We start from the raw sequence: 23,968 nt of genomic DNA, 5'->3' as shown, positions 1-23,968 counted from the left end.
ATGTGTGGACGTCTTTCCCAATACAGCGGCATTCATGACTTTGTCGCGGCGCTGAGCATGCCCAACGCCCTGATCAACTATGCAGGCAACCAGCCATTCGAGCTCTACAACGCCCCGCCGTCCACTCAGCTCGCCCTCTTTCACCAGGAAGGCCAGTTTCTGCGAGCCGACATGGTTCGCTGGGGATGGCGGCCGCACTGGGCAAAGGACCGCGCCGCGCCAATCAATGCTCGGGTGGAAAAAGTCGCCCATGGTCCGTTCTTCAAAGCGATCTGGCCACACCGGGCAATCATCGCGATCAACAACTGGTTCGAATGGGTCGATGAAGGTGGACCGAAGAAACAGCCTTACCTGATCCGCCGAAGAGACCGAGCGCCAATCCTGTGCGCCGCGATCGGCCAATACCCAAGCGCTGAATTTGGCCCGAGTGAATATGACGGCTTCGTGGTCATCACCGCCGATAGCAAGGGCGGCATGTTGGATATTCACGATCGGCAGCCGGTGACGCTGAACCCCGATCTGGCCCGGGAATGGCTGGATCCGGCCACGCCCAAGGAGCGCGCCGAGCAGATGGTGCTGTTGCAAGGAGTACCGACTGAGGCCTTCGAGTGGTTCAAGGTTGACTGTGCGGTGGGCAACGTTAGAAACCAGGGGCCAGCACTAATTCAGCCCGTCATTGAGGTTGCCAGGGGGAACTACCAGGACAATGGCTAACTAACCGGAACCATTGACTCCAATGCCAAGAGCCGGTCCTCAAACGCGGCTTCCTAGTCGTACAAGCCGTTATTTATTGTCGGAAAAAACCTGCATAAAATTTGCCATTACGCCCAAAACAACTTCACTATAAGGCTATCCGAGAACCCTTAAAAGGCAAAGAAATGGACTCAGCAATTTTAACGGCCCTTCCTTCTATACACTCCACACTGATCGGCATAGGCGCCGCATTCTATTCTGCGTATGCAATATATGCTTATCAGAAAATCCAAGAAGCTCGAATTAGACTTGAAAAAATATCTAAAGACGCGACAAATATTGAGCTTCATTTAAACACTTACTCTCTCATGAGTAACGACCCATTATTAGTAGATGGAGACCTAGGATATGAAACATGCAAATCTGTAATCAGACAACCATGGTCATCCATAAAAAATCAACCAGACAAACAACTCTGCGATAGTCTTTGCAGACTATTAACACTTCTTTACTCCTCACCTCCATTTTCCATAAAATCAAACACCAATCCAGATACGCCAAAGATGTTTAAACCAACTCCAAACCTTGTAGACGATGAAAGGCTCGACGAAATAGAGCTCCGTATAAGAGGCTTTGCTCGAATATGGGAGCAATCCAAAGACGATATTTTAAACGTAGCTAAAGTAACGAATCTACAAGAAAAAAAAGCACAAATCGAAGCTCAACGTAAAGAAATAGAACAAAATCCAACTATATTACCAGAAGAGAGAGACGCGATCTGGGCAAGATACTATGAAAACAAACCAAGACATACACCTGATTACGAGAGCATAATTCGAGATGGCTTCGAGGGAATAGTTAGATATAGGGATGGGACCCTCATTGAACTTCGCTCCGCGATGGGAAACTACAATCTATTTAACTCCCACTTTCAAATAAAAAAAACGACCATGAAAGTCATAAGCATCATCGGACTACTCCTTACAATTGGTGTTTTTTTACCTCCAATCTTACTGAGCATACAAAACGATTTTAACATTAAATGGCCTAAAGAACTAAACTACCTACTCCTATATATAACAACAATCCCTTATATCGGCACCCTAAGCTGGATCTGGAAAAAATTGAGCCATGCAAACATACAATAGTCCGAAGGGAACGGCGGCCAGTCTAAACAATAATGTATCTTGCCGCCGATCTTTCTACTTCATTGTTGAGACTTCTGTGGCGTAGGCCTGACAGGCGGCTAGTGCGATCAATCCTCGATCGCCGCTGTCGGTGATTTCGACAATTCGTTGAGCATGCGCTGGGTCAAGTTGGGCGCGCGCGCTTCCATGAACCATGCCGCCGGCTTCGGTACTGGCTGGCACTGAACAACCACCGGCTGAATCTGTGCTGTCGAGAAGGACTGACAGCCGCAAATCAGAAGTGGCAAGGCGATCGCGCAAACGAGCCTGGTTGCGTTGAGCATCGCTCAGTTCCTCGTAGTAGGTGTGCTCGCTGACCGACAAGCGCTGCTCGAGCTCGAGTCGCTTGTCCTGTGCGTTACGTTGTTGGGTCGCGGCGGCAAGGGTCAGCTCGTTCAGCGTGCCTCCGTGTAGCCGAGCCTGCTCGGAGAGCTCCTTGCCATAGCGCCAATCCTGTACCTTCCATACGCTGCCTGCGGTGATCAGCAACAACGCCAGCACCCCGGCCAAGGCCACCTTCATCTCCACGGGGTTCATGGCACATCCTTGAAGAATATGTGGTTTCCGAGCTTCAAAGTCTGCTTCGCTCCCAGAGTCCAACCAGGCGCCTTTGGCATAGTGGTCGCGTAGTAGTGCGTGGCTCCGCCGGTTGGGTCCGGCACATTGCCAGCCATCACCTGGTCAGCAGCGATCTGCGCTTGAGCAAACTCGCGAAACGGTATGGATTTCGCACCGCTCAGGTAGATGAAATTTGGATCGTTTTTGTTCCAGCAGCTGAACTGGTAAGGTTTCTGGCAAACACCAGCATAGCCCTCCCCCCACCAAGACTTGGCTTTACCATCGTCCACACGGTTTCGAATGGTCCAGGCTACGGCGATTTGGCCGGCCAGACTTTCGCCACGGGCTTCACCCCACAAGGTACGCGCGAGGATGTCGCGGTCTTTCTCGGTTCCGGTCATTGCTTTTCTCCAGGCAAAAATAAACCCGCTCATGGCGGGTTGAATTGGGGCGCAGCTTTTAGCCGCTGAGCAGAGACCTGGCCTCAGCGATGCTCAGTCTGAAGTGATACTTCTCGACCAAGGCGGTCACTGCAAAATCCGAATTGGTGTAGCCGCCCACTGCAATCTGCTTGCGATAGGCACGTGCTTCGCACCACTGCCGGTATGGCCGCAGGTATTTGTAGGTCAACGGATGAATATAGGGAGTCATCATGATGGCGGGCCAAAGTGCCAGTGAGACGAACAACATCAGCGCCACTGCAATCAACAGACCCAGCACCATCAACACATACCACTGTCGTACGTGGGTCTTTTCATGCTCTAGCAACCCCATGTCGCCCTCATACTTGGGCCTTATTTTGATGGCCGGGCCTTGGGTGACCCCACCGAATCCATCCGGTAAATCATCCGTGTATTTGACTACGTAGTACTTCATTCAAAGCCCTCACTTAACAGTCAGTGCAGCCAAAGAACTCGGGCAGTGCCTTGAGTGCCTCATAGACCTGCCCCCAGATCGGCCCCGAGACATCCACCATGAAATCCATCTCAAACTCCCACACGTAGCCACCACCCGCCTGAAATTGTTCTTGGCCGATATAGCCTCGAAACAGTGCACTGGAGCTGACCCCATGATTACTAGTCGACAGGCTGTTGACGCGCACATAGAGGTCACGCGTCTCGCCGTATGACGTGGTTAAACTTGCTGTGACGGCCATTTCATTTCCTCATTACGCGGATAAGTTCGACTTGTTCTTGAATACTGCTGTTGATCCCGCGATCCCCCCTGTCACGCACTTCCAACCCGTGGTCGCACCGGCGGCCGGATTACTTCGCTCTCTTTCGAAACCCGCTGCGTAATAGAAGCCGTCAGCGGGGACCGCTGTGCCCATGCTCGGTGTACAGCTGACAAATACCCACTCCACCGCTCCCACGACCTGAGGAATCCGCAGCAATGTCACCACCCCGTTCTGCGGGACAGTGAATTCGGTGAGGTTATTGAGAGAGATATTGCCGGTGTTGGTCACGGTAATCGGGCCTATCAGCGGGCGCAGCCGGACCGTCTCACCAGGTGCTGCTGTAGCAGCAAGGTGGCTGAGTTTCAGTAAGGGATCGCTGAGCGACGGGTTTACCGTAGCAAATTTATGAGCCAGCAGATCTACCACGCCGCCATTGAGCGTCAGCGTTTTAAAGCCAGCCGCTTTAAACTTCCCAGCAGGACTACCCGACAACATGCCTTTCAGATTCAAGCCCTGGCAATCGTTGTAGTTTGTCGACGGGTCCATATAGTTATCGACAACACCCTGAATCTCGTTGTCCTCGGCGAAATCAATGCCGGCACCACTGCTGCACTTGTACAAATAGCCCGCCCCAAGCGAACCAAACTTAGAACCGTCAGCGGCATTGGCTAAATGGTTTTTTGTGACAACTGCCTGGCCGCTCCCCGTCAAGGTGACGAACTTCCCAATGTCCTCTACCCAGCATCGATCAACCACAATCGCCCGGCAGCTGCGCCCATACAAACCTTCTTGGGCCTTTTGAAAGGAAAACTTGCCACCGAAGGTCACATTGATGGGAGCTAGGACAGCATGATCGACGCCCGCCACATGGGCGGTACTCTCACCATGACCGCTGTTGTTGTCCGCCATTGTTGCCGGATCGGGGTCGTAGTCCAGCGTCACACACCTGAACGCCACAGCACCGTCTCGCCCTTCGCCGGAACCACCAATAAAATCAATCTGACCATGCTGGCCAGTCATCCTGATGGCCTCACCACCATTGGGAACCTGTACGAAGAACTGGTAAAACTTCAGGAACTGAATTGGGAGCTGATAGTGAAGGTTGGTGTATCCACCGCGTGTCCAGATACCTTTATTGAAGTTTGAAATCCGCACATTCGTGAAGTTTGAATACCAAAGGCCACCGTGTTTGTAGGTAGCATCCCACTTGGCTTTAAAGTACATCCCCCATTGAGTCGAGTTAACGGGTGGCAAGTCGAAGCCTGGAGTTGCACTACCCATGATATGCATGTCGCTCATGTGAGACGCAGAAACGGCACCGGCTTCGACTTCAATCAAGCCATAGTGGCCGGTGGTAGCAACAGGCAAAGTAGTAATGAATGTCGAGCTTGGGCCGTCACCATCCCAAGCAACCGAGTGCAGCTTCGTCATTATGCGATGTGGATAGGCGCCTGAGGGGTAGCGGACCGTACCCCCGCCTTTGTTCTTAACGTAATAGCTGGCTGCTGACGTGGCCGGTGTCCAGTCCCATTGCCAGTAAGGAACAATACCCGTCGGATCGTAACCGATGGCAAGGTCAGCAAACTCCCAGATGTTGACCACAAGCCCAGAGAGCGCGAGGTTGGCCGTCTTGATCGCGGAGTAAAGGCCTGTGCGCTTCCAGGCCACAATTTCAGCGCCTACGTCGGGGTCAGCTAATTGGGTTTCCAATGTCGCCAAGTCTTTGCGCCACTTTGCTAACGAAGGTAGCGGGCCAGATTCAGTTTCAATAGCGGTGTTTTCATCTGCGTTCACGAACTGGTGTTGCAGCGCGGCCGCCGCGGTCGATCGCTGAGCCGCTTCAGAGAGCTGGCCAGCGTAGGCTTCCAGCGCTGAAATATCAGTCATTCGGTTTCTCCAGGCACAAAAAAAACCACCGAAGTGGGTCGCGCAAAAATAGAAGTTAAAACTTAATAACCTGGTGCTCGACCAATCGCGCGCCAGTGAACCGTTGCCGCGAAATGAACCGTGTCGTTGAACAACTTATATTGAGTTGGACTAATGAAAAAGGCACCGGCCGAGTTGGCATCATCGTCTTGACTGTTTGGAGTTACCTTATTGCCAAAGCAGTTATAAACCTCAGCAAACGGGGTCGGAAAATCAAACGCCTGGCTTACCGAATCGGGTGCGACCACACCACTCCCCCACTGCTCCAGGCGCCCCGTGGCTTTGTCTAGGTGCCACCCATTAACAGCCATCAACGCTGTACTTTTGTCTTGCTTCAGCATTAGCTGCTGATCAACCGTTACTTTGTCGGCCTTATTCTGCAAGTAGGCATCAATGGTCGACTTTGTATAAGCATCATTAATGCCGTAACCCGCTAAGGTTATCGCCCAGTTTGCTTTACCGGAAATAATCAAATCGGCCTGCGCCTTGGTATAGGCGTCCGTGATCCCGTATCCCGCCAGCGTCGTTGCTTGAACCGCCAAGTTCGAAATCATCTTCTGAGCGGCTTTCAGTAACTGAAAACTATCTGCTGCATCCAGTGTTGGCAGTGACGCCAGAATGAAGTTAGCCAACTCAGCCTGGACCTGGTTTAACCACTCAGCCTTTAGAGGCGTAGGTGGTTCGCCGCCAGTGAGGCTGCCGTAACGAAACTCGCCCGCCGGCGTTACGAGATCCGTCCATTCTGAAATTTTTTGCATACTTATTCCTCAGCGCCATTAACAGCGACAGGCATGACGTAATGAACGGTGTTGAATAGTTGATCCGCTTTGCTGAAGACGTCTGCAACAACCTCTTTGCCAAAGCCCAGCACCACATCGGTGTATTCGGGGGCTTCCCGTTGCAGGCGGCAGTCCAGAGTCGCGGCTGGCTCGGTGCCATACGCGGACGCTGGAACCGATGCGAGCCAGGACCAAGGCCACCCATCCCCAAAAAGGAAGTCGCCGACGTTTGCCGAACCTATCCGAGCGGGCCGGAATTCTTCGATGCTGGTAGAGAGTCCGACCTGCGTGCCTAGTTTCAGGTAGTAGGTGAGTTGAGGCGCACCGGTAGCCGCCATCTTGTTAATGACGGCAAGCTGTCTTTCCTCCAGTGTTTGCGAACCCGGAAACGTACAACCGTCCGGCAACCCTAAATAGTCCTCCCAATCCGTTAGCAACTGGATGACAGTGGCCGGATTCAATTCGAGCTGCAGGCTGTCGAGCGCGGTGTCGACCCTGGCAAACTCAGGCGCAAGCCCGGCAACCATCTCGCCAATGTCCGGCTGTAGTTCCGGATCAAAGGCAGGACCGGGCGGCAGCAGCTGTTGCAACTGCTGCCGGTAATCCTGTTCAGTCATTGCCATGTGATCACCCCTAACCTGCCCACCTCGTTTTTGGCGATGTCCACATTCGCACTCGGTGACAGTAGAGTGTGGTCCGTCTCGCCCGGGGTATTGGTGATGGCTCCATCCAGATGCGAAATAAGGAGCGTATCGTCCGGCCCGGCTTCGTCCCTGATCAGGATCACCAGCTCGGCACTCACGGCATCTCGCAATGCCGTGCTATCCGGTACCAACTTCAATGTCAGGTTTATCGTTTTAGGGATTGGCGCGAAGGTGTATACCTCAGCAGTCACCGGGCGCCTTGCATCCAGATGCGCCTGAACTTCCGCCACCTGCGCGGCCGTGGGGAAAATGTCGATATCGCCATCCCGCACAAAGGTGAGGCCAAACGTCCCCGGCCCCATCCAACGAGGCAGTGCCCACGCTCGTGTGACGCCCGGAACCTCAAGCGCCCATTCGACAAAGTCTGCGCCACTGCCGACCTTGCTCGGATTCTTAAAAGCGGTCCGAACGCGAGCCCGGAGTGCATCGACGCTTTCCTGTTCGGTACCGCCGGTAATCCCGTCGCCCCCGATCACCGCGGTAGGGTTGACGCCCACGATTGGCGAGATTGCCGAAAGATTGCCGCCTTCGATGTTTCCTGCGGTACCGACGATTTCAGATCGAACCGAAACACTCGCGGCGCCGTTGACCAGGGTGGCCGTCTGGGCCACCAGGTAGCGACGGCCGTCAGTGGATTGAAATATCAGATCGACGTCGACCAGAGCGCCAGAAGTGCCGGTCACCGCGATGAAGCCAGATGCGGCCACCGCAGGTGTCCGCCCCTCAGTGAGGCGCCAGTCGGCCCAGTTCAGCAGATTCTCCTCGTCACACGTTGCTGGGTGAGCCTGGCGGGCAATCCATTGCTGGTAACCATACAACTCGAAAGCGGTACCACTGTGGGCCCGGGCGGCAGCTTTTGCGTCTGATCGGCGCAGTGCATCCGGTGCGTTACGCTCGAAGTCTGACTCTGTGCGCTTGATCAGCGCTGGCAATGTCGGGATTTCATACGGCATTGATCAGACTCCAGGTGTCTTCGAAAGCAAGTTCCAGGGTTTCGCCGCTTTGTTCGATAAGCAGCACCCGCATGTTCATCCGATCAACGCCCAGCCGATCGACCGTCACCGTGACAGCCGCTACGATCAGGTCAGTGACCATCCAGGCCAACGCCTCATCGGCATACGCCTTTGCATCCTTGAAGGTGTCTGGGATCAGTGTTCGCCGGCGCAGCAGCCACAGGCGCGACCCCATCTGGTCACCTGCCACCGTGGGCACGCTGTCGCCCCACCAACCCTGGCGATCGCTGTCGTCCAACTCATCGTCATCATTCGCGCGTCGCCAGGAGAACAGACTAATGGTCACCGCGCGGCGCAAGAGTTGCTCACGGGTCATTCAGCACCTCCAATGGGCGGACCGCTCTGGCCATTACCCGCCTGGACACCACCGTGTGGGTGATCGATCTGGCTGATGCCGCCGGCCACCTGATCGCCTTGGCTAACGAACCGACCAGTCTGAGTGATTTCCGGCGTATCAAAGTTCACGCTGGCGGTGGCTTTGATGTTGAGGGTCTGGGTTTCGATATCGATGATCCGTCCACGTTTGAGGTGGATCTTGTCGCCTTCATCGGTATAGATGGCCACCTCTCCGGACTTCAGTCCTTGCAGGCGATAGCGACGATCCGAGACGACGATCACCACCCCATGGCTGCGATCGCCACCAATGAATCCAGCCAGCGCTTCCGCACCGTCAAGTGGGCGAGCCGTAAAGCCATAGGGCTCCAGGTGTTCAACCTGATCCTTCACTTCGCCGGCCAGCAAACGCAGCTGCAGGCTCTGCAGCTTGCTGGCCGAATTGCTCAGGGCAACGACGCCACGAGCCAGAAAGTTCGTCAGTGCGCTCATGATGGTTTGTAGTCCGCAGGTATGAGGTATTCGAAGTTGTCGGTCTTCTTGCCTTTGCGCAGCTTGCGCTTCTCATAGGAGTCGTTCGGTTCAGGCAGGAACCCATCGGGAGGTGCAACGCTGAGCGTCGCCAAGGTGCCCTGCTCGCCTAGTTCGTAACTGATCTCGGTGATCAGCATGTCCCGATCAAAACCGATCACCGGATCCACAACGCGCACAATCATGTTGTGCCGCCACAGCTCGCCATTGCTCTGCCGCCAGCCCTGAAACTTATAGGACGCAGCCAGTGCCTTGCTGATGGCGTTGCCACGCTCCCATTCGACTCGCGCCCGGGCGATCGCCGGAGATAACTGACCGGATTGCTGGATAACCTTCACCCGCCTGCGCCCGATTCGATCATCCGTGATCCTGGCCTCGACCTCAGTTGCGGAGACTCCAAAGCTGTTGTCGGTACCGCTGCGCTGCCCCTTACTGATGTATTCGGAGAACACATTGGAGAAGTCCAACTGCGCATCCCCGGTCAGGATGTTCTCCCCGAGCATCAACCGGTCGGCTGAACGACCAGCACTCCCCGGCGAGGCGATGACCAAACGACCCCGGCCATCGTCGGTACTGAACAGGCGAGACAAGGTCAGTAATCGGTCAATGCTCTCGAACGCTGTTTCGCCTGGCTCAATCGAATGATCATCGATCGCCTGCGCCAGGCCGGAATCATCGACCACGGTGATGCCGTACTCGCCGGCGAGTGCCGCAACGATGCTCTGCACGCTCTGGGCGCGCCATTGGCCGGGAGTATTGATCGCGGCACAATCGACCAGGTCGCCCGTCCGAGACTTTCCAGCGATCGACAGATTGACGTTGCGACCGTCGTATTGAATGGGGGTCGCTGACACATACCCCGTCAGGATCAGCTCGGTACCGATGCGTACTTCGACCGCCTCACCCGCCCGGATGCGCACTGGCACATCACCACCCCCCGGCCAGCTCCAGGTGATGGCCAACTCAAAGTCACGTGCCTGACGTTCCAGGCCGGCACTGATCCGCACTGACTTCCAACCGGCGTAGTCGTACCCGCCAACGCTCAGGGTGACGGTATTCAATGGGTCCATAATTAGCTCTTGGCGACTTGTAGCTCGGTGGCCGGCACAAAGCCGGGATGACGGATGCGGTTGCGCGAAACAATCTCGACTCCCCGCAGTGCATCGCCATAAAGGCTGTAGGCCAGGACGAGCGACGAAACTGTTTCCCGCGGGGAATAGGCGTGCAACCACACACCGCTGCGGGCGACTTCGGTTAGATGGCGATCAAGATGCAATCGCGCATCACTGAGCACACCGAAGTGATCGGGAGCACTGTTTGCGGCAACGGACCAAATGGCTTCGCTGATCGAGTCACGTAACTCTAGGATGTCATCGGCGACCGGGACACTGGTCAATGCGGCATCACCGGCCGAGGTTGTCAGCCCCTGCTCGGCCAGTTGCGCATCCAGCCCTGCGGCTTGAGCCGGGCTGGCCACCGCGGCAATGGGCACCTGCGCCATATCCAGCACCAGCCCCAGAATGGCGACGTCCTGAATCAGCGCAATGACCGCCGCCTGGATCACCGCTTCGTTTGCGGTTGCCGTGGCCGGCACCTCTGTCGTTAACGTCGGCATCGCCTCCGCCATGGCTTGACTGCTCTTCACCTGACTGCCTGCTCCGTAGCCGTCAAAGGTTCGCTCCAAACTGATCTGGTCACTCAACAAGCTGGCTGAGAACGCATCGGGAGCGTTTATCAGGGCATCCACAAAGGCGTCCAGGTCCGAGGCCAGCGATGTCAGAGGCTTCAAGAAGTTGATGCCGAAGGCATAAACGCTCGACAGCGCGGTACGCAAGGCTCGAGCACGCTGCCCCGCCAAGTTAACTGGAGCCATCGCACTTCTGAAACGGCTCTGGATAGAATCCAGCAGAGATTCTTGCTGCCTCACCAATTGCTGCCGGGTGTTCGGCGACTGGACAGGAAACTCCAAGGTGCCATCGATGAACTCCAGGCCGAAACGGACCATGCCCCCTTCATCCCGTGCATGCGAGACTTCGCATTCCCCTGCCGTGACCGTCAGCCGACCAAACCAGGGGTGCACCAGCTCACCGCTTCCCGGCTTATCCAGCGCGGCCAGCAAGCGGTCACGCTGCGCCAGACAATCATCACCGACGACAAATCCAGCAAACCGGTATTTGCGTGTCTGGCGCCCCATGTCTTCGGTGTAAGGCCGGTCACGCTTGGGGTACTCGTGGACCTGCGTGCGCCGGCCTACCGGGACAGTATCGGTATCAACCCAAAACGGGATCCCACGAAAGGATGCGTCCTGTTTGCGGTCACGCCATTCACTCATGGTGCATCCCCCGATAAAGATCGATAGCCAACCTTCGGCGTGATGGAAAGTCCGGGCTGGCTGGTTTTAGCCGGGTCGGCCCGCAATCCCGCCGGCGCATTCGGAAAGCGCACCACCAACTCGCCATTGAGCTGTGTCTTGTTCGCTGCCGCCGTCTGCTGGAGCAACGAGCCAGGCGCCGGCAAGCCCGGCGGACGCAGCAACTGATTGGGATCAAGCCCCGTCTGGGTCGCGTTACGCTCGGCCTGTTGATTGCGCAGAGTCTGCGGCGCATTGGCCAGCAGCAAAGCGCCGGTGCCACCGCCGACCCCAGCATTGCGAATACGCTGCGCCTCGGCCACTTGCTGCATCTTCGCGGTCAACCCGGCTCCGTCCTCATCCATCCCGAAGAGCTTCAGGATCGGCTGAACATAGGGCTTAATGCCGTCCCATAGCTTTTTGAAAAAAGCCGTGATCGGCGACCAGTTCTTGATGATCATCCCCATGGGTGACCAGTCGAAGATCGTTTTGAAAAACTCCACGATTGGCGTCGATACCGCTTTCACCAGCTCCCAGAGGGCTGTGAAGAACGGACCCACTGTCTCCCAATTGGCGATAATCAACCCCGCTGCTGCCGCGATCGCCACCGCAATAATCCCCACCGGCGTCGCGGCGAAGGCAACACCGAGCACCCGAACGGCCACTGTCGCGGCAAAGACAGCCGCACGAATCGCAGTGAACGCAATGCCAGCGGCGGCCAGGCCTTTGACCAACTGGGGATTAGCCTGAATGAGGGCCGCCGCCTGGGTGATCATTGGCCGCATGACATCCACCACCGAGTTGATACCCGGCAGCAATGCATTACCAAAGGCTCGCGCCAGACCTGCGACGGTGTTGCGCAACAGCTGCATGTTGTTCGCCGTCGTGGCGGCTCTCGACTGGTACTCTTTCTCCATGGAGCCGGCATATTTGGTGGTATCCCCCACCTTTTGCAGGTTGCCCTTCAGCAGGTCCAAGTTCGTTAGCAGCGGCGCAATAGCCGCGACTGACTCCGAACCGAACAGGTTGGTGAGTAGCCCTGCCTGAGCCGCAGGATCAACGGCTTTGACCCGCTGCAGGATGTCGAGCACCGCCCCTTGCGCATCTTTCTGCATCGCTTGGGAAACCTGCTTGGAATCAAGCCGCAGCGATTTGAAGGCTTGAGACTGAGCCTTGGTCGCGGATGCGCCCTTGGTCATGGCCAGCATGAAGTTCTTGATGCCGGTGGCGGCCTCCTCCTCGCCAACTCCGACGCCGGCCATGGTGGCGCCCAGCGCTGCGATCTGTCCCGACGCCAAACCGGCAATGGCACCCAACGGCCCGATGCGGGTGACGATGTCGGAGATTTGTCTGGTGTTCGCCGGCCCCGTGTTGCCCAGGTAGTTGATCTTATCGGCCAACCCCTCCACATCAGTCTGGGTCATTTTGAACGAGGTCCGCCACTTGGCCATCATGTCACCGCTGTCTTCGGCGCTCTGGTCAAATGCAACACCCATCTTCACAGCAGCTTCAGCGAACCCCAGCAGCTCGCCGCGCGCGATACCGGCCTGGCCCCCCGCGGCGACAATCTTGGCAATGTCGCCAGCGGCCATCGGCAACCGATCCGACATCCGGCCAATATCGTCGCCCATCTCCTTGAACTGTTGCGGCGCGTCGAAGTTGACGACCTTCTTCACGTCCGCCATCTGCGATTCGAAGTCGATCGCCGCTTTGGCCCCGGCCACAAAAGGCGCGGCCAGCACACCACCAGTCACCACATCGCTGAATCCAATCTTACCGAGGCCGGTTTTCTCCAGCCCCTTTCGGAACATCGCGACGTTCTTGCGGGCGCCGGCCAACATAGGCGAGAGCTTGTCGACGCCGGTGATCAACGCCTTGAGCTGAAACTTATCTGCCATCACTCCCCCTGCAGCACATTATTGATGCGCTGGGCGTGCGCTATAGACTCGAGGACGATGTCCAGTGACCTGGCCATGACCAGCTCTGGGTCGGTCTTCCAGAAGTAGGCCAGGTCATAGGCAGCGGCAATCAGGCCGTCAAGATCGCTGATGCCGGCGTCATGAAAAAACCGGCGATCTGCCAACTGAGGCTGTTGAGGTCGGCCAGATCCAGCTGGTTAACCGAGGACGACGGGATACCCGCACACACCACGATGTACTTCGCAGCGACATCGAGGTCGATCGATACGGACTCATCCTTGTCGATCTTGTAGGGCAAGGCCTTGATAGCTCTGGCCTCCTGTGGGGTAGGCCGGCGCATGGTCAGTTCGCTCACCTCCTGACCATGCGCCTCGATAGGCGCTGACAGCTTCACGACTTCACTCATTGCCATACTCCCTTGGAGCCGTCCCACTGAATGTCGATGGTGCCGTCATCGCCCTTCGACGCAGGCTCACCGATGATGTAGGCGCCGGACAAAACGTAGACGCCACCGTTCTTGAACTCGACCGTAATGGTCTGGTCAGTGGCCGTTGTGATCTGCTTGATGGGCAGATCAGGTGAATGGATGACCGTGGCTTTCACGTAGGGCACCAGGTCTTCTTCCTTGAAGAAACCCGGCGCTACGGACTCGCGCTTGACGTCACTGAGCGGACATTCCACACCACCCGTGGTCGTGAACTGGATGCCGTCCGCCTTGATGTAGACGGTACCGGCGACTTTCTGGCCCATGGCCTTACTCCTACAAAAAAGCCCGCAAGGCGGGCTGTGGTTGTTCGATCCGTCAGGCCGCGTATTGCAGGCGGAACTGATACTGCAGCGCGAAGATGCGCAACTGGTTCACCAGGTCCGGCGGATACAGCACGTCGACCCGGTTTGGGTTGGTCGGCGACCGCACCACAATCAGGTTTTCCGCAAAGGCCTCAGCGTTTTCAACGATGCCCAGCAGCTCGAGCGCGAAGTACCCTGCGACCATCTCGGCCCGGATCACGTTCGGGGTCACGATCGCCTGTCCGGCACCAAAGCGGGTACCGTCATCGGCCAGCTTGTGACGCCCGTACTTACTGGTCACCCGGGTTTTCAGGAAGTTGATGACATACGCCGACTGGTGCAGCGTCTCGCTGTCCAGGTACGAGTCATCCGCCTGGTCAAAGGCATTGAGCTGATAGGTGGTGATCGCACGTTCAATCCGCACTGCACCGCCACCGTAATAGGCCGTTGCAACGCCATGGGACAGCAGCGACTGACGCTCTGTCAGCGTAAAGCGATCACCAGCCGGCGCCGGGTTGATACCCGTCAACTCACCGGTCTGAGTTGGCCGCGCCGGGTCTGCAGAGATAAACACCGCCTGCCGAGCCGCGTAGCCCGCTGCCACCTTCCAGAACGGATCAGGACCGGGCGCCTCAAAGCCGTGGACCGTTACGTGCTGATCGTTACGCACCGAGCCGAAGGCGACCAACGTTCCGAGCGTGCCGCGCTTGGCGCTGTACACATGACCGTAGAGTTGTTTGGCCCAGCTCCACCGCCCACTGGAATCACCCATAAACTCTTTCCAGGCATCCAGCGAAGTGGCGTCCGACCAAGGCGCACAAATGAACTCGAACGGCTCATCGCCCAGGCTTGCCTGAGCAGCTGCCACATCGGGCGAACCGGCACCTCCAGCCATCGCCACGAGCACCACCGTCAAACCCTCGGGTGTGGTTTCGCCATTATTGCGCCCCAGGCGATTGAGCTGCAGCGCAATATCGTTGCCGCTCTCACCAGACCATTTACACGTCAGTGTCACCACGCCGGCCGCAGCCAGAGCAGTGACCGCCAGACCCGCGGAGTTGATCGCCGTCGCCAGCGCTGCAGCTACAGCCGCAGGGGTAGCGCCGGTGGCCACCCTCGCACGCACCCGGGTACCGCCGATGTACAGGTTGATCAGCCCTCCGGCGGTTACGGCACCGGTGATGGTGACCGTACCGGTTGCCTTGGTGCCCACGCCTTTGAGCGGCAAGCACCAGACCTCGCCAGCAGGGTCACTGGCACGCCACGTTTCGTACATCTGAGCCAGCATCGAACCGACGCCGCCGATACTCTTGGCCAGCCCGAGGCTGGACACCAGGGTCAACTGGCCGACCTCCTCGGCGACCGAATCATCGTTGACCTGGGCGACGATCAACCGCGCCATACTGGAGGATGCGTTGTTCGCCTGGCTGTTATCCACCTCGGCGTAGAAAAGCGGCACCCGGATGTCGCTGGGGATGTTGTTGAAACTGACTGCGCTCATTGCTCAGCACTCCCGGTTTTCGTCGACCCAGCATCGGCAGCAGGTTGAGTGGTGCCCTTGGCTTTCTTCGGCGCCTGGTCGGTGACATCTTCGTCACTCAGGCGCCGCAACCAGTAGGCGTTACGAGGAACGTCGCGTCCTTCCGGCGGCAAATAATCACCGGCCTCCGGATCCGGGGTCTTCCGGCCCTCAGCCGGGTAAACAGTGATGCGGGTCATGGGGCATCCTCTTGGGGTTGGGGAAGTTCTGCAGAGAAACGCACCTCGATCCGTCCATCCGGACCAGGTGCTTTAAGATTGGGATCAGCGGGATCAATGAAGTCGACGTTGAAATCGATACCCTCAAGTACCGGCAGACCATCGAGTTCGAACTCCTCCCAAGTTTCGGCAGGATCAGATGCCCGATTTCTGCCCAGCTGAAACGCAGCTTCAAAGCTGAAGCGGTACACAACACGAGCCCGGTTGATAAAGACCAAACTGCCACCGCCGTACTCGATCGGGTCGTACTCGGTGCCGGGCTTCCAGCCCACCAAGGCCTTCCATAAACCAGCGCGCAGATCGTGCAGCAGATCTGCTGCCTCTTGGCCGCGCTCATCGGCGCTGTCGAGCACCAGGATCACGTCGAACAAGTCGGTAATGTCTTGGCGAATGGCGTTCTGCAGGTCGTTTTGGCCAGCGTCATCACCAGCGGCAATCACGTATGCCGAGGGATGGCTCAACTTGGCGCTGGTAGCCACGGCGTCCCAATCGATGCCAGCCGACACACGACCGGAAAAGGCAGGACAGTACGCACGCAGGTGCGCGACGATCAGACTGATTTTCATCATTTGTTCCAGGGTTAGAAGTGCCAGCAGGCGCTGACTGCGATCAGCTCAAAGCCGCAGCGAACGCCGCAGAGAGAATGGCTTGAACGTCCGTTTTGGAGTCCTGCAATGCATCGGCCATGTAGTTGTCGCGGGGCTTGATGCGCCACTCACCGGCAGCCCGTTCAGCAACGAGTCGAGCGCGGGCACCAGCGGCGCGACGATTCTTCCGCCCCTTGCCCTTACCGGGTGCCAGCTTTCCAGGGCGACGGCCTTTCTTCACGCCGTAGTGCAAGTAGGCTGGATAAAACTCTGGCATGGCACTTGTCTTGCGCGGAGCAACCTTGACCAGGAAACCCGATCGCGACACCTTGAAAGTGATCGACTCCAAAGTCGCCCCGGTGCGATTGACCGGGTAGCCTTCCTCACCACGTGCAAGAGCCAGGTTCATCTGAGCCTTTTGCATCACCAGCCGCCCAGCTTTGCGCATGCCTGCACGAATTTTCTTCTTGTCGAAGATATCTCGCGGCAGGTTGTCGTAGCCCTCGAAATGCAAGTAGCCGTCAATAGATGCTGAGTTAGCCATAGATCCCTCCCCCGGCTTGCTCCGGCCCTAGCTCCTCGACCTCAAGCAGGGTAAACCGACGATTTCCGTTCATGTCCGCGACCCGACGTACTCGATAAATCGTGGCACCGTGCACAACTTCGTGCGACTCGCTCATGCCCTTCAGAAAGTAAAAAGTCACCCGATGGGTGATCTTCACATCGGTCTGGACACCGTTCGCGTAAACAGCGGTACCGACCGGCTCAATCTTTGCCCAGCGTCTTTTCTGATCGGTGAACAACGAATCAAGCCCCTGATCCAGCGCCGGGATGTCCGTCCTCAATCGCAACGCAATACGCCGGTCCAACTCACCAGCACTCGGTTCGCGCATGGCCATATTCAGAACCTCGGCGGAACGGTGATATCAGCCACCAGGTGATCAAGGAACGCCGACGGTAGCTCGACCAACGTCTGGCCCACCAGGAACATTTCCGGATGCCGGAAGATCGTCGCCGCCGCCATCAACAACCAGTTACGGACACCAGGGTTAAGCTCAAGATTGAGCTCGGCTTTGTAGCGAATGCGAAGCCGGCCACCCGGACGAGCTGCGGGGAAGTACAGAAAGCTTTCCCGCTGTTCCTGCCGCAACTCGAATGGTCCGGCTTGCTCAGTCCATGTTCCGTCTGGCTGCTGCGACAAAATTGAGACAATCTCATTGGCCTGCCCAACATCCAAGGCATGCCCGCTCTGCCGATCGGCTGGCCATTCTTCTTCGTAAACGGCACCGCGAATCGAAGCACCTGTTTTCGATTCGCACTGAGTGGTCACGCCGGGAATGATGATCTGTTCAATCAGCGCCGGCTCCATGTCCTCCGGCTCAACCCGACACTGGTAAGCCACCTGTTCCAGTGTCAGGACCGGGTCGCCGAAGTACTCGATACGACGGGCCATGGCTTACGGCTTCGCGTCGTCATCGGTACCCGTATTACCTTCGCCGCCATCAGCACCATTTGACGTTGCGCCTGGCGTCTCAGCGGGCGAACTTACCGCGCCCGCTTCACCAGCATTTTTTGCACTACTGGTTTTCGCCGCTGCAGTCTTACCGGCTTTTGGCTTTTCGTAGACTTCAGCGAAGCCCTTGGATTTCAAGCCTTCAACAACGTCTGGATCAAACCCGGCCAACTCGTCTGCCGAGTAACCACGCCAGGCTTTCAGAAAACGCACCACAACTTTATCGCTCATCGCTTCGACCTCAGATATGCAAAGCCCCACCGAAGCGGGGCAAAAGGATTACATCCCGGCGCCCCACTTCACGGCGACGGCGACCACGATGCACTCCACATGGCGTGGACCGAAGTCGTGCTTGGCGATCACCTTGACCAGGGTCTGGTCACGCTGGAAGGCGCTGACCATGTTGCCTTCAGCATCCCTGTACGCGGCCTCATTGCTGAACGAGATTGTCAGGTCCATATCTTCGCCGATCATCATGTCGGCGAAGTTGACGAAGTAGAATTCCGTCTCGTTGCCACCCGCACCGAGGTTCACCGGGATCTGGTTGCTCAAGCCAACCGGGTAGCCCTTGAACAGACCCTGTTCAATTTCCGGATAGGCCTTGTTGCCGTTGCCATCACGCAACGACTGCAACCAGCGGAAAACACGGGGATGCATCAGCCAACCACAGCTTTTCATCATCACGTTTGCGGTTTCGATACGGAGCATCATGCCGCCGCAGAACAGGTCAATTTTTTCCAGTGTGATGTCCGTAGTGTCCGGAGCCGGCAACACGTTGAACGCTTGTGCCCAATAGCGCATGCCCTTGGGCAGCGTGCCGCTACCATCGGCACGAATGAAGTGCAGGTCTTCCGAAAGCCCCATCGACACCGCTAGGTCGGCCACGACGAGATCATCAATTCGAGGGCTGGTACCAGCGTTGGCAATCAGATCATTGGAGATCGGGACGATCGCGGCGGCTTTTTTCGCCGACAGCTTGGTGTCCGCAAAGGTCATACCGGTCAGTGGGATATCGGTTTCGGTCCCAATGTAGGTGACGATGGTGTTGCCGGTGATACGAGGCTGAGTCAGGTTGCCATTGTTCAACGGAAGACTGCGAGCCCCCATCTTGCGCACCACCGACATCGGGCGCAGAGCCTCGATGATTTCGGTGGCGAAGTTTTGCGGTACCAACACGCCACCGGCACCGGGCGTTACCGTGCTCAAGGCCATGGCAACATCAGTGGAGAAACCACCTTGCTCCGCCATTTGAGCAGCCTGATGTTGATTGCCTCCCGCGGCGGCAAGCAAACGGACCATCTGCGCCATACGCACCCCAGGCGCGTCAGCTGGACCCGACCCGGAAATGTAACCTGGTGGTGGACCAGTGCGGCCTTGCGCCGACTCACTCACCGGAACCGCATTGGCGGCCGCCATTCGCTCGGCCTTCTCCGCCCGACTGATCTTGTCAGTCAACGCATTGAACTCAGCTTCCAGACTGGTGAATTGAGCCAGCTGCTCAGCAGACAGCGCTTCACCGCCGGCTTCGAGCTTAGCCAGCGCCTGGAGCGTGTCGTTGATCTTGGCGCGTTCGCTACGCAATTGAAGTACAAGGGACATGGTGCCTCCTGGGCATAAAAAAACCCGCACAAGGCGGGCTTCGACGACTGCCGCGAACGCGGTCAGATCTGGGTTTGAAAATGCAGTGCAGCTGCACGGACCGAAAGGCGGCCTTGCTGCCGGTTGGCTCGGCTCAATGCCACCGAGTTGGATAAATCATCGACGGCTTGTTGCGGGCTCTGTATGCGATCGGCGAGGCCCGCTGCGATACCAGCCTGCCCTCGATACAGGCCCGCCTCCGTGGCAATGACCTGCTGCACTGAGAGCCCGCGGTAGTCGGCAATCGCATTGACGAAGAGCTGATAACTCTCCTGCACAACGTCGTTCAGGTACTTGAGCGACTGGTCGCTCAACGGTTCGTGAGGGCTGAGGTCATTTTTGTGAGCGCCGGCAAACACAGTGGTCACCTTAACGCCCATGCCCTCTTCCATCTTGGAACGATCCATGTGGCTGGCGATGACGCCGATCGATCCGACACCACTGGTCTGGCTCACCACCAGTTCACTACAAGCGGCTCCGATCAGGTAACCGCCACTGTAGGCCATGAAATTGACGATGCCGGTGATGGGTTTCTGTTGGGCCATGGCGCGAATGTCGGCTGCCAGCTCGAACGCACCGACGGCAGAACCGCCTGGGCTGTCGATGTCCAACACGATGCGCTCGACCATCGGGTCCGCAACAGCGTTGCGAATCTGAGCCCGCAGCGTTTCATAGCTGGTCATCGTCTCGCACATGCTGACGTGGCTGCCGCGACTGACCAGCACACCGCTGACCGGAATCACCTCGATACCGGTGCGCGCGATTGCCGTCCGACGCTCTTCTTCACGCTGAGCGATTCGGTCCATGCCGTCATCCGACCACAGGTTGGCAACTCCCTGACCACCGATGTTGACGATGTTCAAGCTCATTGCCTGGTTGGCCCAGCGAACGCCGAGGTCCAACATGTCAGGCGTCACCAACAGCGGCTGATTGAACAGCAGGCTGGAGGCTCGCAGGTAGTTTTTCATTGCGCGAGAATCCTCTCTATTTCAGCGTGCTGCAGTTCGAGCTGCGCTCGCACGTTGGGGTTGGTCAAGTCAGGGGCGCCCTTGCCTGCGTCCACCATGTTCAGCGGTTGCAGGTAGATATCACCGCCCGGTACCGGAGGCATGTTCTCCAACCGGCGGATGTCGTTGACGCTGAGCCATCCCCACTGGCGTCCAATGGCATAGGCCTCATAACGACTCTTCTGATCACCGCGCAACAGGCCGGACAAGTTGAATTCGATGAAGTACTCGCGCCGGTCAGCGGGTAACAGAAAGTCGCGCATCATCGACTGTTCGTGACGCTTGACCCAGGGCAGCAGCGCGAATACCACGAACTGGATCATCAGTTGTTCGAGGGTGTTGTAGTTCGACTTCTCCAGGTCGTTGACCATGGGGAGCGGGATCTTGTAGATCCGCGCAATGTCGGTACCGGTGGTTTTGAGAATCCCCAACACTTCGGCATCGACGTTGTTCATGGAGACCGGCTTGAAGGTCATTCCCTCTTGCAGCAGCGCGACCTTCTTGGCGTTGTCCATGCCGCCGAACTTCTGCCCCCACTGATCGACGATCTTGTCGATGCTGCCTTGATCCTTGATCGCCGGGGCTTCGCGCGGGCGCTCGATCACACCTGAAACAGTCACACCGTTGGCGAAGCTTTTGCCCGTGTATTGCCGCACCGCCTGAGCCAAGCCCAGCGATTCGGCATGAACCTCGATCGGCGACAGCCCCACGTAATGGTTGGTGCTGAACCACCGCACGTGGTGAATCATGCGCATCGGCAGGGCTTCACCGCCGCTGATCCGGTAATACGGCAGCATGTCGCCGCCCTTCAGCACCTGCACCTTGTCGTTGCACAACGGCCAGAGCGCGGTGACGTTTCCGTCGTCCCGACGATCAATGAAGCTGTAAGCGTTGCCACGCAAGCCGGCGGCACCTTGCGTGCACTCCCGGTACTCATACGGCGTCTGAAATCCGTTCGGCTGGTACCGAAGGACGTCATACGCAGGATGGTTAATGGCGGCTTCACGCTGACCTTTATCCAGCCGGCGGTACATCTCGCAAGGCAGTTGCCCCATTGTCTCTGCTAGGAGCGTGACGCAGTTTTGTAGGATCGGCAGTCCAAGCGCCGACTCGGGTGTGACCTTCACGCCCGAGCTGTTGCGGCCACCACCAAGAAGACCACGCCAAAAGCCGCCGCCCGTTTCTGTCAGATTTCCGCGCCCCTCGCCGAGCACGCTTGAAAAGAACATGCTCAATCTCCTTGGGATTTGGTTTTGGCTTTCAGTGCAGCGGATGCTCGATCGGCAAGGAATGACCAGGCCATCAAGCCGAGGCCTGCGACGATGCAGGCAGCCGGCGTGCTGATCATTGCTACGCCGTACACCAGCAGACCGAAGCCCAGCAGACCGGCCAGCCATGAAAGGATGACCAATTTCATATACCCGCCCCTTCGTCGTAGATGGATTTGCCACTCGGCCCCGCAGCCTTGCTGCTGATTCCGACGGCCATGATGGATGCGACGATGCCGTCGATCCGACCGGTCGCCTTGGCCTTGTCGGCCTTTCGGTTATTGGCTGGATCGGAAACGATCACCGCGTTGCCGGCGCACCAGGTCATTACCGGGTTGCCGTCGTGACGCAGGGTTTCAACTGTCTCGCTTTCGATGACCTCCCAGTCAGCGGGATCAAGATCGATTACCTCCTGCTCAAGGGCCAACCCCAGCAGGCGGCGCTCAAACTCATCTACCGCCGGCCCCATGTCCTTGTAGCCTTGGCCGAAGCCCACCATTTCCGGCAGCGAGATGTCGTATTCGGACATCAGCTGCAACAGGTCTTCGATGCGCCACCGGTCATAGGCAATGCGCTCGACATCGAAGTACGCACAGATTGTGACCAGCCGCCGCAGCACATGCAGCTTGCTGATGGCCCGGCCTGGAGTCGTTTCAAGGTGACTATCTTTAACCCACATGGCGTAGGGCACCTTGTCGCGATCTTCGCGCCCTTGCAGGTCGTCGTCCGGGATCCAGAAGTACGGCAGCAGCCGCCAGTGCGGATCGTGTGGGGCGGGCCAAAAGATCAGGACAAATGCGGTCAAGTCCGTGGTGCTGGCAAGATCGAGCCCGCCAACGCATCGGCGGTTGCGCAGTAGTCGCATTGGCACACGTTCTTCGGCCTGCTTCCAAACCCCCCAAGAAATCCACGGGGCATCGGCTTGCGTCCACTCGCAGAAGTTGAGACGGCGCACTACCGACTCCTGAGCCGGCAACCCTCGAGCCGACTGGACCTGCTCACGCAAATACTTACGACCGGGGATGCCATCGCTTTGCCCTTCGGCGATATAGTCCAGCGAGGGGTTGACCTTGGGCCAGCAGGCTTCGTCCTTGAATGGGTCATCACCCTCATCCAGGGAGCAGATGAAGGCGAAGAAACTGTCGTCATCTTCAATGGCCGCGCAGATCCGTACGCCCAGATCGTGGTACTGACCGCAGACCGTCTTCTTGTCGGAACCGCTGTTGGTGATCATCACCACCATGGCTTTGCGGCGGTTCTTGGTACCGGCGCGCATCATGTTCACAGTGGCCGCGCTCTTGTGCTCATGCACCTCATCGAGTAGCCCAATGTGGGGCCGTGGGCCGGACTTGCCTTCATCGGCGCTGATCGGCCTGAAGAAGGAATTGGTACTCGGATAGAACAGGTTCCAGACTTTTTCGTCGCGCCCCGACTGCACGAGCCGGGAGCGAAGTTTTTCCGACATGTCCACCATCGACACGGCATCGCGAAACAAGATCATCGCCTGATCGCGCTTGGTGGCCGCCGCATAAATTTCAGCGCGCTGTTCACCGTCGGCAACCAACCCGTAAAGGCCGATCCCACCAACCAGTGGGCTTTTACCAGAGCCCTTGCCAGTCTCGATGTAGCCCAGTCGAAAACGCCGATAACCGTCAACAGTCATCCAGCCAAACAAACTTCCGACCACAAATGCCTGCCAGGGAGCGAGCAGGAAAGGCATGCCTTCGTAATCACCTCCGTTGAGGCAAAGCACATCCTCGAAAAAGCCGATCGCACGATTGGCTTTTTCCAGATCCCAAACCAAACCGCGGGCTGGTCCGTGTTCGAGGTCACGCAGATGACGTTTAGAGGCGTTGCGAACGTTGGGACCGGCGACAATTTCGCCGGCCAGTACGGCATGGGCAAAGGCGGTGACGCGATCGTCAACTGAAGTATTTGTCTGCGGCGTCTCGTTGCTCAACCGAAGCACCGAACGCCGCCGGCCCGGTGAACTTGAAAGGCCTAGCACCGAACAACTCAACCTCGGCCATGCCAGGGGCGAACATGTAACCCATCACGAAAGACACCAGCAGGAACAAAACCCGCTTCCAGACCGGCAATTCCTCAGTGGTGGTGAAGAACACCAGGGAACCAGCCAGAGCACCGATCACCGCGAGCATGTCTACGCCCGCCAGCAGACCGGTAGCTGCCAGTCCCACACCACCGGCCACGACAACAGTTGCCGGCTCGCTCATGCTG

General features: G+C 57.6%; 30 protein-coding genes. 2 read left to right on the top strand and 28 right to left on the bottom strand.

What is annotated here, in order from left to right; genetic code table 11:
• Both ACZ3HH_RS24455 and ACZ3HH_RS24450 read left to right on the top strand, forming a co-directional pair.
• On the top strand, window positions 1-714 hold the full coding sequence (locus ACZ3HH_RS24455; protein ID WP_465808484.1) for an SOS response-associated peptidase family protein: 714 nt from the start codon (window positions 1-3) through the stop codon (window positions 712-714).
• Window positions 715-878: 164 nt separating this feature from the next.
• Window positions 879-1,841 carry a hypothetical protein gene (locus tag ACZ3HH_RS24450; RefSeq protein WP_465808483.1) on the top strand — a complete coding sequence of 321 codons (963 nt, stop codon included), beginning with the start codon at window positions 879-881 and terminating at the stop codon, window positions 1,839-1,841.
• 54 nt (window positions 1,842-1,895) lie between these two features.
• Here ACZ3HH_RS24450 and ACZ3HH_RS24445 read toward each other — a convergent pair whose 3' ends face one another.
• From ACZ3HH_RS24445 to ACZ3HH_RS24310, 28 genes are all read right to left on the bottom strand, one after another.
• Window positions 1,896-2,417 (bottom strand): lysis system spanin subunit, encoded by a 522-nt coding sequence (locus tag ACZ3HH_RS24445; RefSeq protein ID WP_465808481.1) that lies wholly within the window; start codon window positions 2,415-2,417, stop codon window positions 1,896-1,898.
• Window positions 2,414-2,839 (bottom strand): cell wall hydrolase, encoded by a 426-nt coding sequence (locus ACZ3HH_RS24440; RefSeq protein WP_465808479.1) that lies wholly within the window; start codon window positions 2,837-2,839, stop codon window positions 2,414-2,416. The genes ACZ3HH_RS24445 and ACZ3HH_RS24440 overlap by 4 nt, the downstream gene beginning before the upstream one ends.
• 58 nt (window positions 2,840-2,897) lie before the next feature.
• Window positions 2,898-3,314, bottom strand: a complete 417-nt coding sequence (locus tag ACZ3HH_RS24435) for a hypothetical protein (RefSeq protein ID WP_465808477.1) — start codon at window positions 3,312-3,314, stop codon at window positions 2,898-2,900.
• Between the two features lie 13 nt (window positions 3,315-3,327).
• Window positions 3,328-3,594, bottom strand: coding sequence for a hypothetical protein (locus tag ACZ3HH_RS24430; RefSeq protein WP_465808475.1), 267 nt, complete (start codon window positions 3,592-3,594; stop codon window positions 3,328-3,330).
• Between the two features lie 12 nt (window positions 3,595-3,606).
• Window positions 3,607-5,502, bottom strand: a complete 1,896-nt coding sequence (locus tag ACZ3HH_RS24425) for a hypothetical protein (protein ID WP_465808473.1) — start codon at window positions 5,500-5,502, stop codon at window positions 3,607-3,609.
• A 62-nt stretch (window positions 5,503-5,564) separates the two neighbouring features.
• A complete protein-coding gene (locus tag ACZ3HH_RS24420; RefSeq protein WP_465808471.1) occupies window positions 5,565-6,299 on the bottom strand; it encodes a gp53-like domain-containing protein in 735 nt (244 codons plus the stop codon).
• 2 nt (window positions 6,300-6,301) lie between these two features.
• A complete protein-coding gene (locus tag ACZ3HH_RS24415) occupies window positions 6,302-6,943 on the bottom strand; it encodes a putative phage tail protein (protein ID WP_465808469.1) in 642 nt (213 codons plus the stop codon).
• Window positions 6,934-7,977, bottom strand: a complete 1,044-nt coding sequence (locus tag ACZ3HH_RS24410) for a baseplate J/gp47 family protein (protein ID WP_465808467.1) — start codon at window positions 7,975-7,977, stop codon at window positions 6,934-6,936. Before ACZ3HH_RS24410 ends, ACZ3HH_RS24415 begins: the two co-directional genes overlap by 10 nt.
• Window positions 7,967-8,353: a phage GP46 family protein gene (locus ACZ3HH_RS24405; RefSeq protein WP_465808465.1), complete on the bottom strand. Its 387-nt coding sequence runs from the start codon at window positions 8,351-8,353 to the stop codon at window positions 7,967-7,969. Before ACZ3HH_RS24405 ends, ACZ3HH_RS24410 begins: the two co-directional genes overlap by 11 nt.
• Complete coding sequence (locus tag ACZ3HH_RS24400; protein WP_465808463.1) at window positions 8,350-8,862, bottom strand: phage baseplate assembly protein V; 513 nt, start codon at window positions 8,860-8,862, stop codon at window positions 8,350-8,352. The genes ACZ3HH_RS24405 and ACZ3HH_RS24400 overlap by 4 nt, the downstream gene beginning before the upstream one ends.
• The gene (locus ACZ3HH_RS24395) at window positions 8,859-9,971 is read right to left on the bottom strand and encodes a phage baseplate assembly protein (RefSeq protein WP_465808461.1); all 1,113 of its coding nucleotides are present in this window, start codon (window positions 9,969-9,971) and stop codon (window positions 8,859-8,861) included. The genes ACZ3HH_RS24400 and ACZ3HH_RS24395 overlap by 4 nt, the downstream gene beginning before the upstream one ends.
• A 2-nt stretch (window positions 9,972-9,973) precedes the next feature.
• A complete protein-coding gene (locus ACZ3HH_RS24390) occupies window positions 9,974-11,233 on the bottom strand; it encodes a DNA circularization protein (protein ID WP_465808459.1) in 1,260 nt (419 codons plus the stop codon).
• Window positions 11,230-13,122: a phage tail tape measure protein gene (locus tag ACZ3HH_RS24385; RefSeq protein ID WP_465808457.1), complete on the bottom strand. Its 1,893-nt coding sequence runs from the start codon at window positions 13,120-13,122 to the stop codon at window positions 11,230-11,232. The genes ACZ3HH_RS24390 and ACZ3HH_RS24385 overlap by 4 nt, the downstream gene beginning before the upstream one ends.
• A 157-nt stretch (window positions 13,123-13,279) precedes the next feature.
• Window positions 13,280-13,576, bottom strand: coding sequence for a phage tail assembly protein (locus ACZ3HH_RS24380; protein WP_465808455.1), 297 nt, complete (start codon window positions 13,574-13,576; stop codon window positions 13,280-13,282).
• Window positions 13,573-13,920, bottom strand: coding sequence for a phage tail tube protein (locus tag ACZ3HH_RS24375; RefSeq protein ID WP_465808453.1), 348 nt, complete (start codon window positions 13,918-13,920; stop codon window positions 13,573-13,575). The genes ACZ3HH_RS24380 and ACZ3HH_RS24375 overlap by 4 nt, the downstream gene beginning before the upstream one ends.
• Window positions 13,921-13,972: 52 nt before the next feature.
• Entirely contained in the window at window positions 13,973-15,460 is a 1,488-nt protein-coding gene (locus ACZ3HH_RS24370; RefSeq protein WP_465808451.1) for a phage tail sheath subtilisin-like domain-containing protein, read from the bottom strand.
• Window positions 15,457-15,678 carry a DUF2635 domain-containing protein gene (locus ACZ3HH_RS24365; RefSeq protein ID WP_465808449.1) on the bottom strand — a complete coding sequence of 74 codons (222 nt, stop codon included), beginning with the start codon at window positions 15,676-15,678 and terminating at the stop codon, window positions 15,457-15,459. The genes ACZ3HH_RS24370 and ACZ3HH_RS24365 overlap by 4 nt, the downstream gene beginning before the upstream one ends.
• Window positions 15,675-16,283 carry a phage tail terminator protein gene (locus ACZ3HH_RS24360; protein WP_465808447.1) on the bottom strand — a complete coding sequence of 203 codons (609 nt, stop codon included), beginning with the start codon at window positions 16,281-16,283 and terminating at the stop codon, window positions 15,675-15,677. Before ACZ3HH_RS24360 ends, ACZ3HH_RS24365 begins: the two co-directional genes overlap by 4 nt.
• A 43-nt stretch (window positions 16,284-16,326) precedes the next feature.
• Entirely contained in the window at window positions 16,327-16,848 is a 522-nt protein-coding gene (locus ACZ3HH_RS24355) for a hypothetical protein (protein ID WP_465808445.1), read from the bottom strand.
• Complete coding sequence (locus ACZ3HH_RS24350; protein WP_465808443.1) at window positions 16,841-17,203, bottom strand: head-tail adaptor protein; 363 nt, start codon at window positions 17,201-17,203, stop codon at window positions 16,841-16,843. Before ACZ3HH_RS24350 ends, ACZ3HH_RS24355 begins: the two co-directional genes overlap by 8 nt.
• Before the next feature lie 2 nt (window positions 17,204-17,205).
• Complete coding sequence (locus ACZ3HH_RS24345; protein WP_465808441.1) at window positions 17,206-17,757, bottom strand: hypothetical protein; 552 nt, start codon at window positions 17,755-17,757, stop codon at window positions 17,206-17,208.
• 3 nt (window positions 17,758-17,760) lie between these two features.
• On the bottom strand, window positions 17,761-18,048 hold the full coding sequence (locus ACZ3HH_RS24340) for a hypothetical protein (protein ID WP_465808438.1): 288 nt from the start codon (window positions 18,046-18,048) through the stop codon (window positions 17,761-17,763).
• Between the two features lie 48 nt (window positions 18,049-18,096).
• Complete coding sequence (locus tag ACZ3HH_RS24335) at window positions 18,097-19,416, bottom strand: phage major capsid protein (RefSeq protein WP_465808436.1); 1,320 nt, start codon at window positions 19,414-19,416, stop codon at window positions 18,097-18,099.
• A gap of 62 nt (window positions 19,417-19,478) precedes the next feature.
• Window positions 19,479-20,423: a S49 family peptidase gene (locus ACZ3HH_RS24330; RefSeq protein WP_465808434.1), complete on the bottom strand. Its 945-nt coding sequence runs from the start codon at window positions 20,421-20,423 to the stop codon at window positions 19,479-19,481.
• On the bottom strand, window positions 20,420-21,691 hold the full coding sequence (locus ACZ3HH_RS24325) for a phage portal protein (RefSeq protein ID WP_465808432.1): 1,272 nt from the start codon (window positions 21,689-21,691) through the stop codon (window positions 20,420-20,422). The genes ACZ3HH_RS24330 and ACZ3HH_RS24325 overlap by 4 nt, the downstream gene beginning before the upstream one ends.
• 2 nt (window positions 21,692-21,693) lie before the next feature.
• Window positions 21,694-21,879 (bottom strand): hypothetical protein, encoded by a 186-nt coding sequence (locus ACZ3HH_RS24320; protein WP_465808430.1) that lies wholly within the window; start codon window positions 21,877-21,879, stop codon window positions 21,694-21,696.
• Window positions 21,876-23,690 carry a terminase large subunit gene (locus ACZ3HH_RS24315; protein WP_465808428.1) on the bottom strand — a complete coding sequence of 605 codons (1,815 nt, stop codon included), beginning with the start codon at window positions 23,688-23,690 and terminating at the stop codon, window positions 21,876-21,878. Before ACZ3HH_RS24315 ends, ACZ3HH_RS24320 begins: the two co-directional genes overlap by 4 nt.
• On the bottom strand, window positions 23,653-23,964 hold the full coding sequence (locus ACZ3HH_RS24310) for a putative holin (RefSeq protein WP_465808426.1): 312 nt from the start codon (window positions 23,962-23,964) through the stop codon (window positions 23,653-23,655). The genes ACZ3HH_RS24315 and ACZ3HH_RS24310 overlap by 38 nt, the downstream gene beginning before the upstream one ends.
• Window positions 23,965-23,968: the final 4 nt, after the last annotated feature.

This window comes from Pseudomonas sp. PME37.24/025 (assembly GCF_055556615.1).
This window is presented reverse-complemented; position numbering and strand designations above follow the sequence as displayed.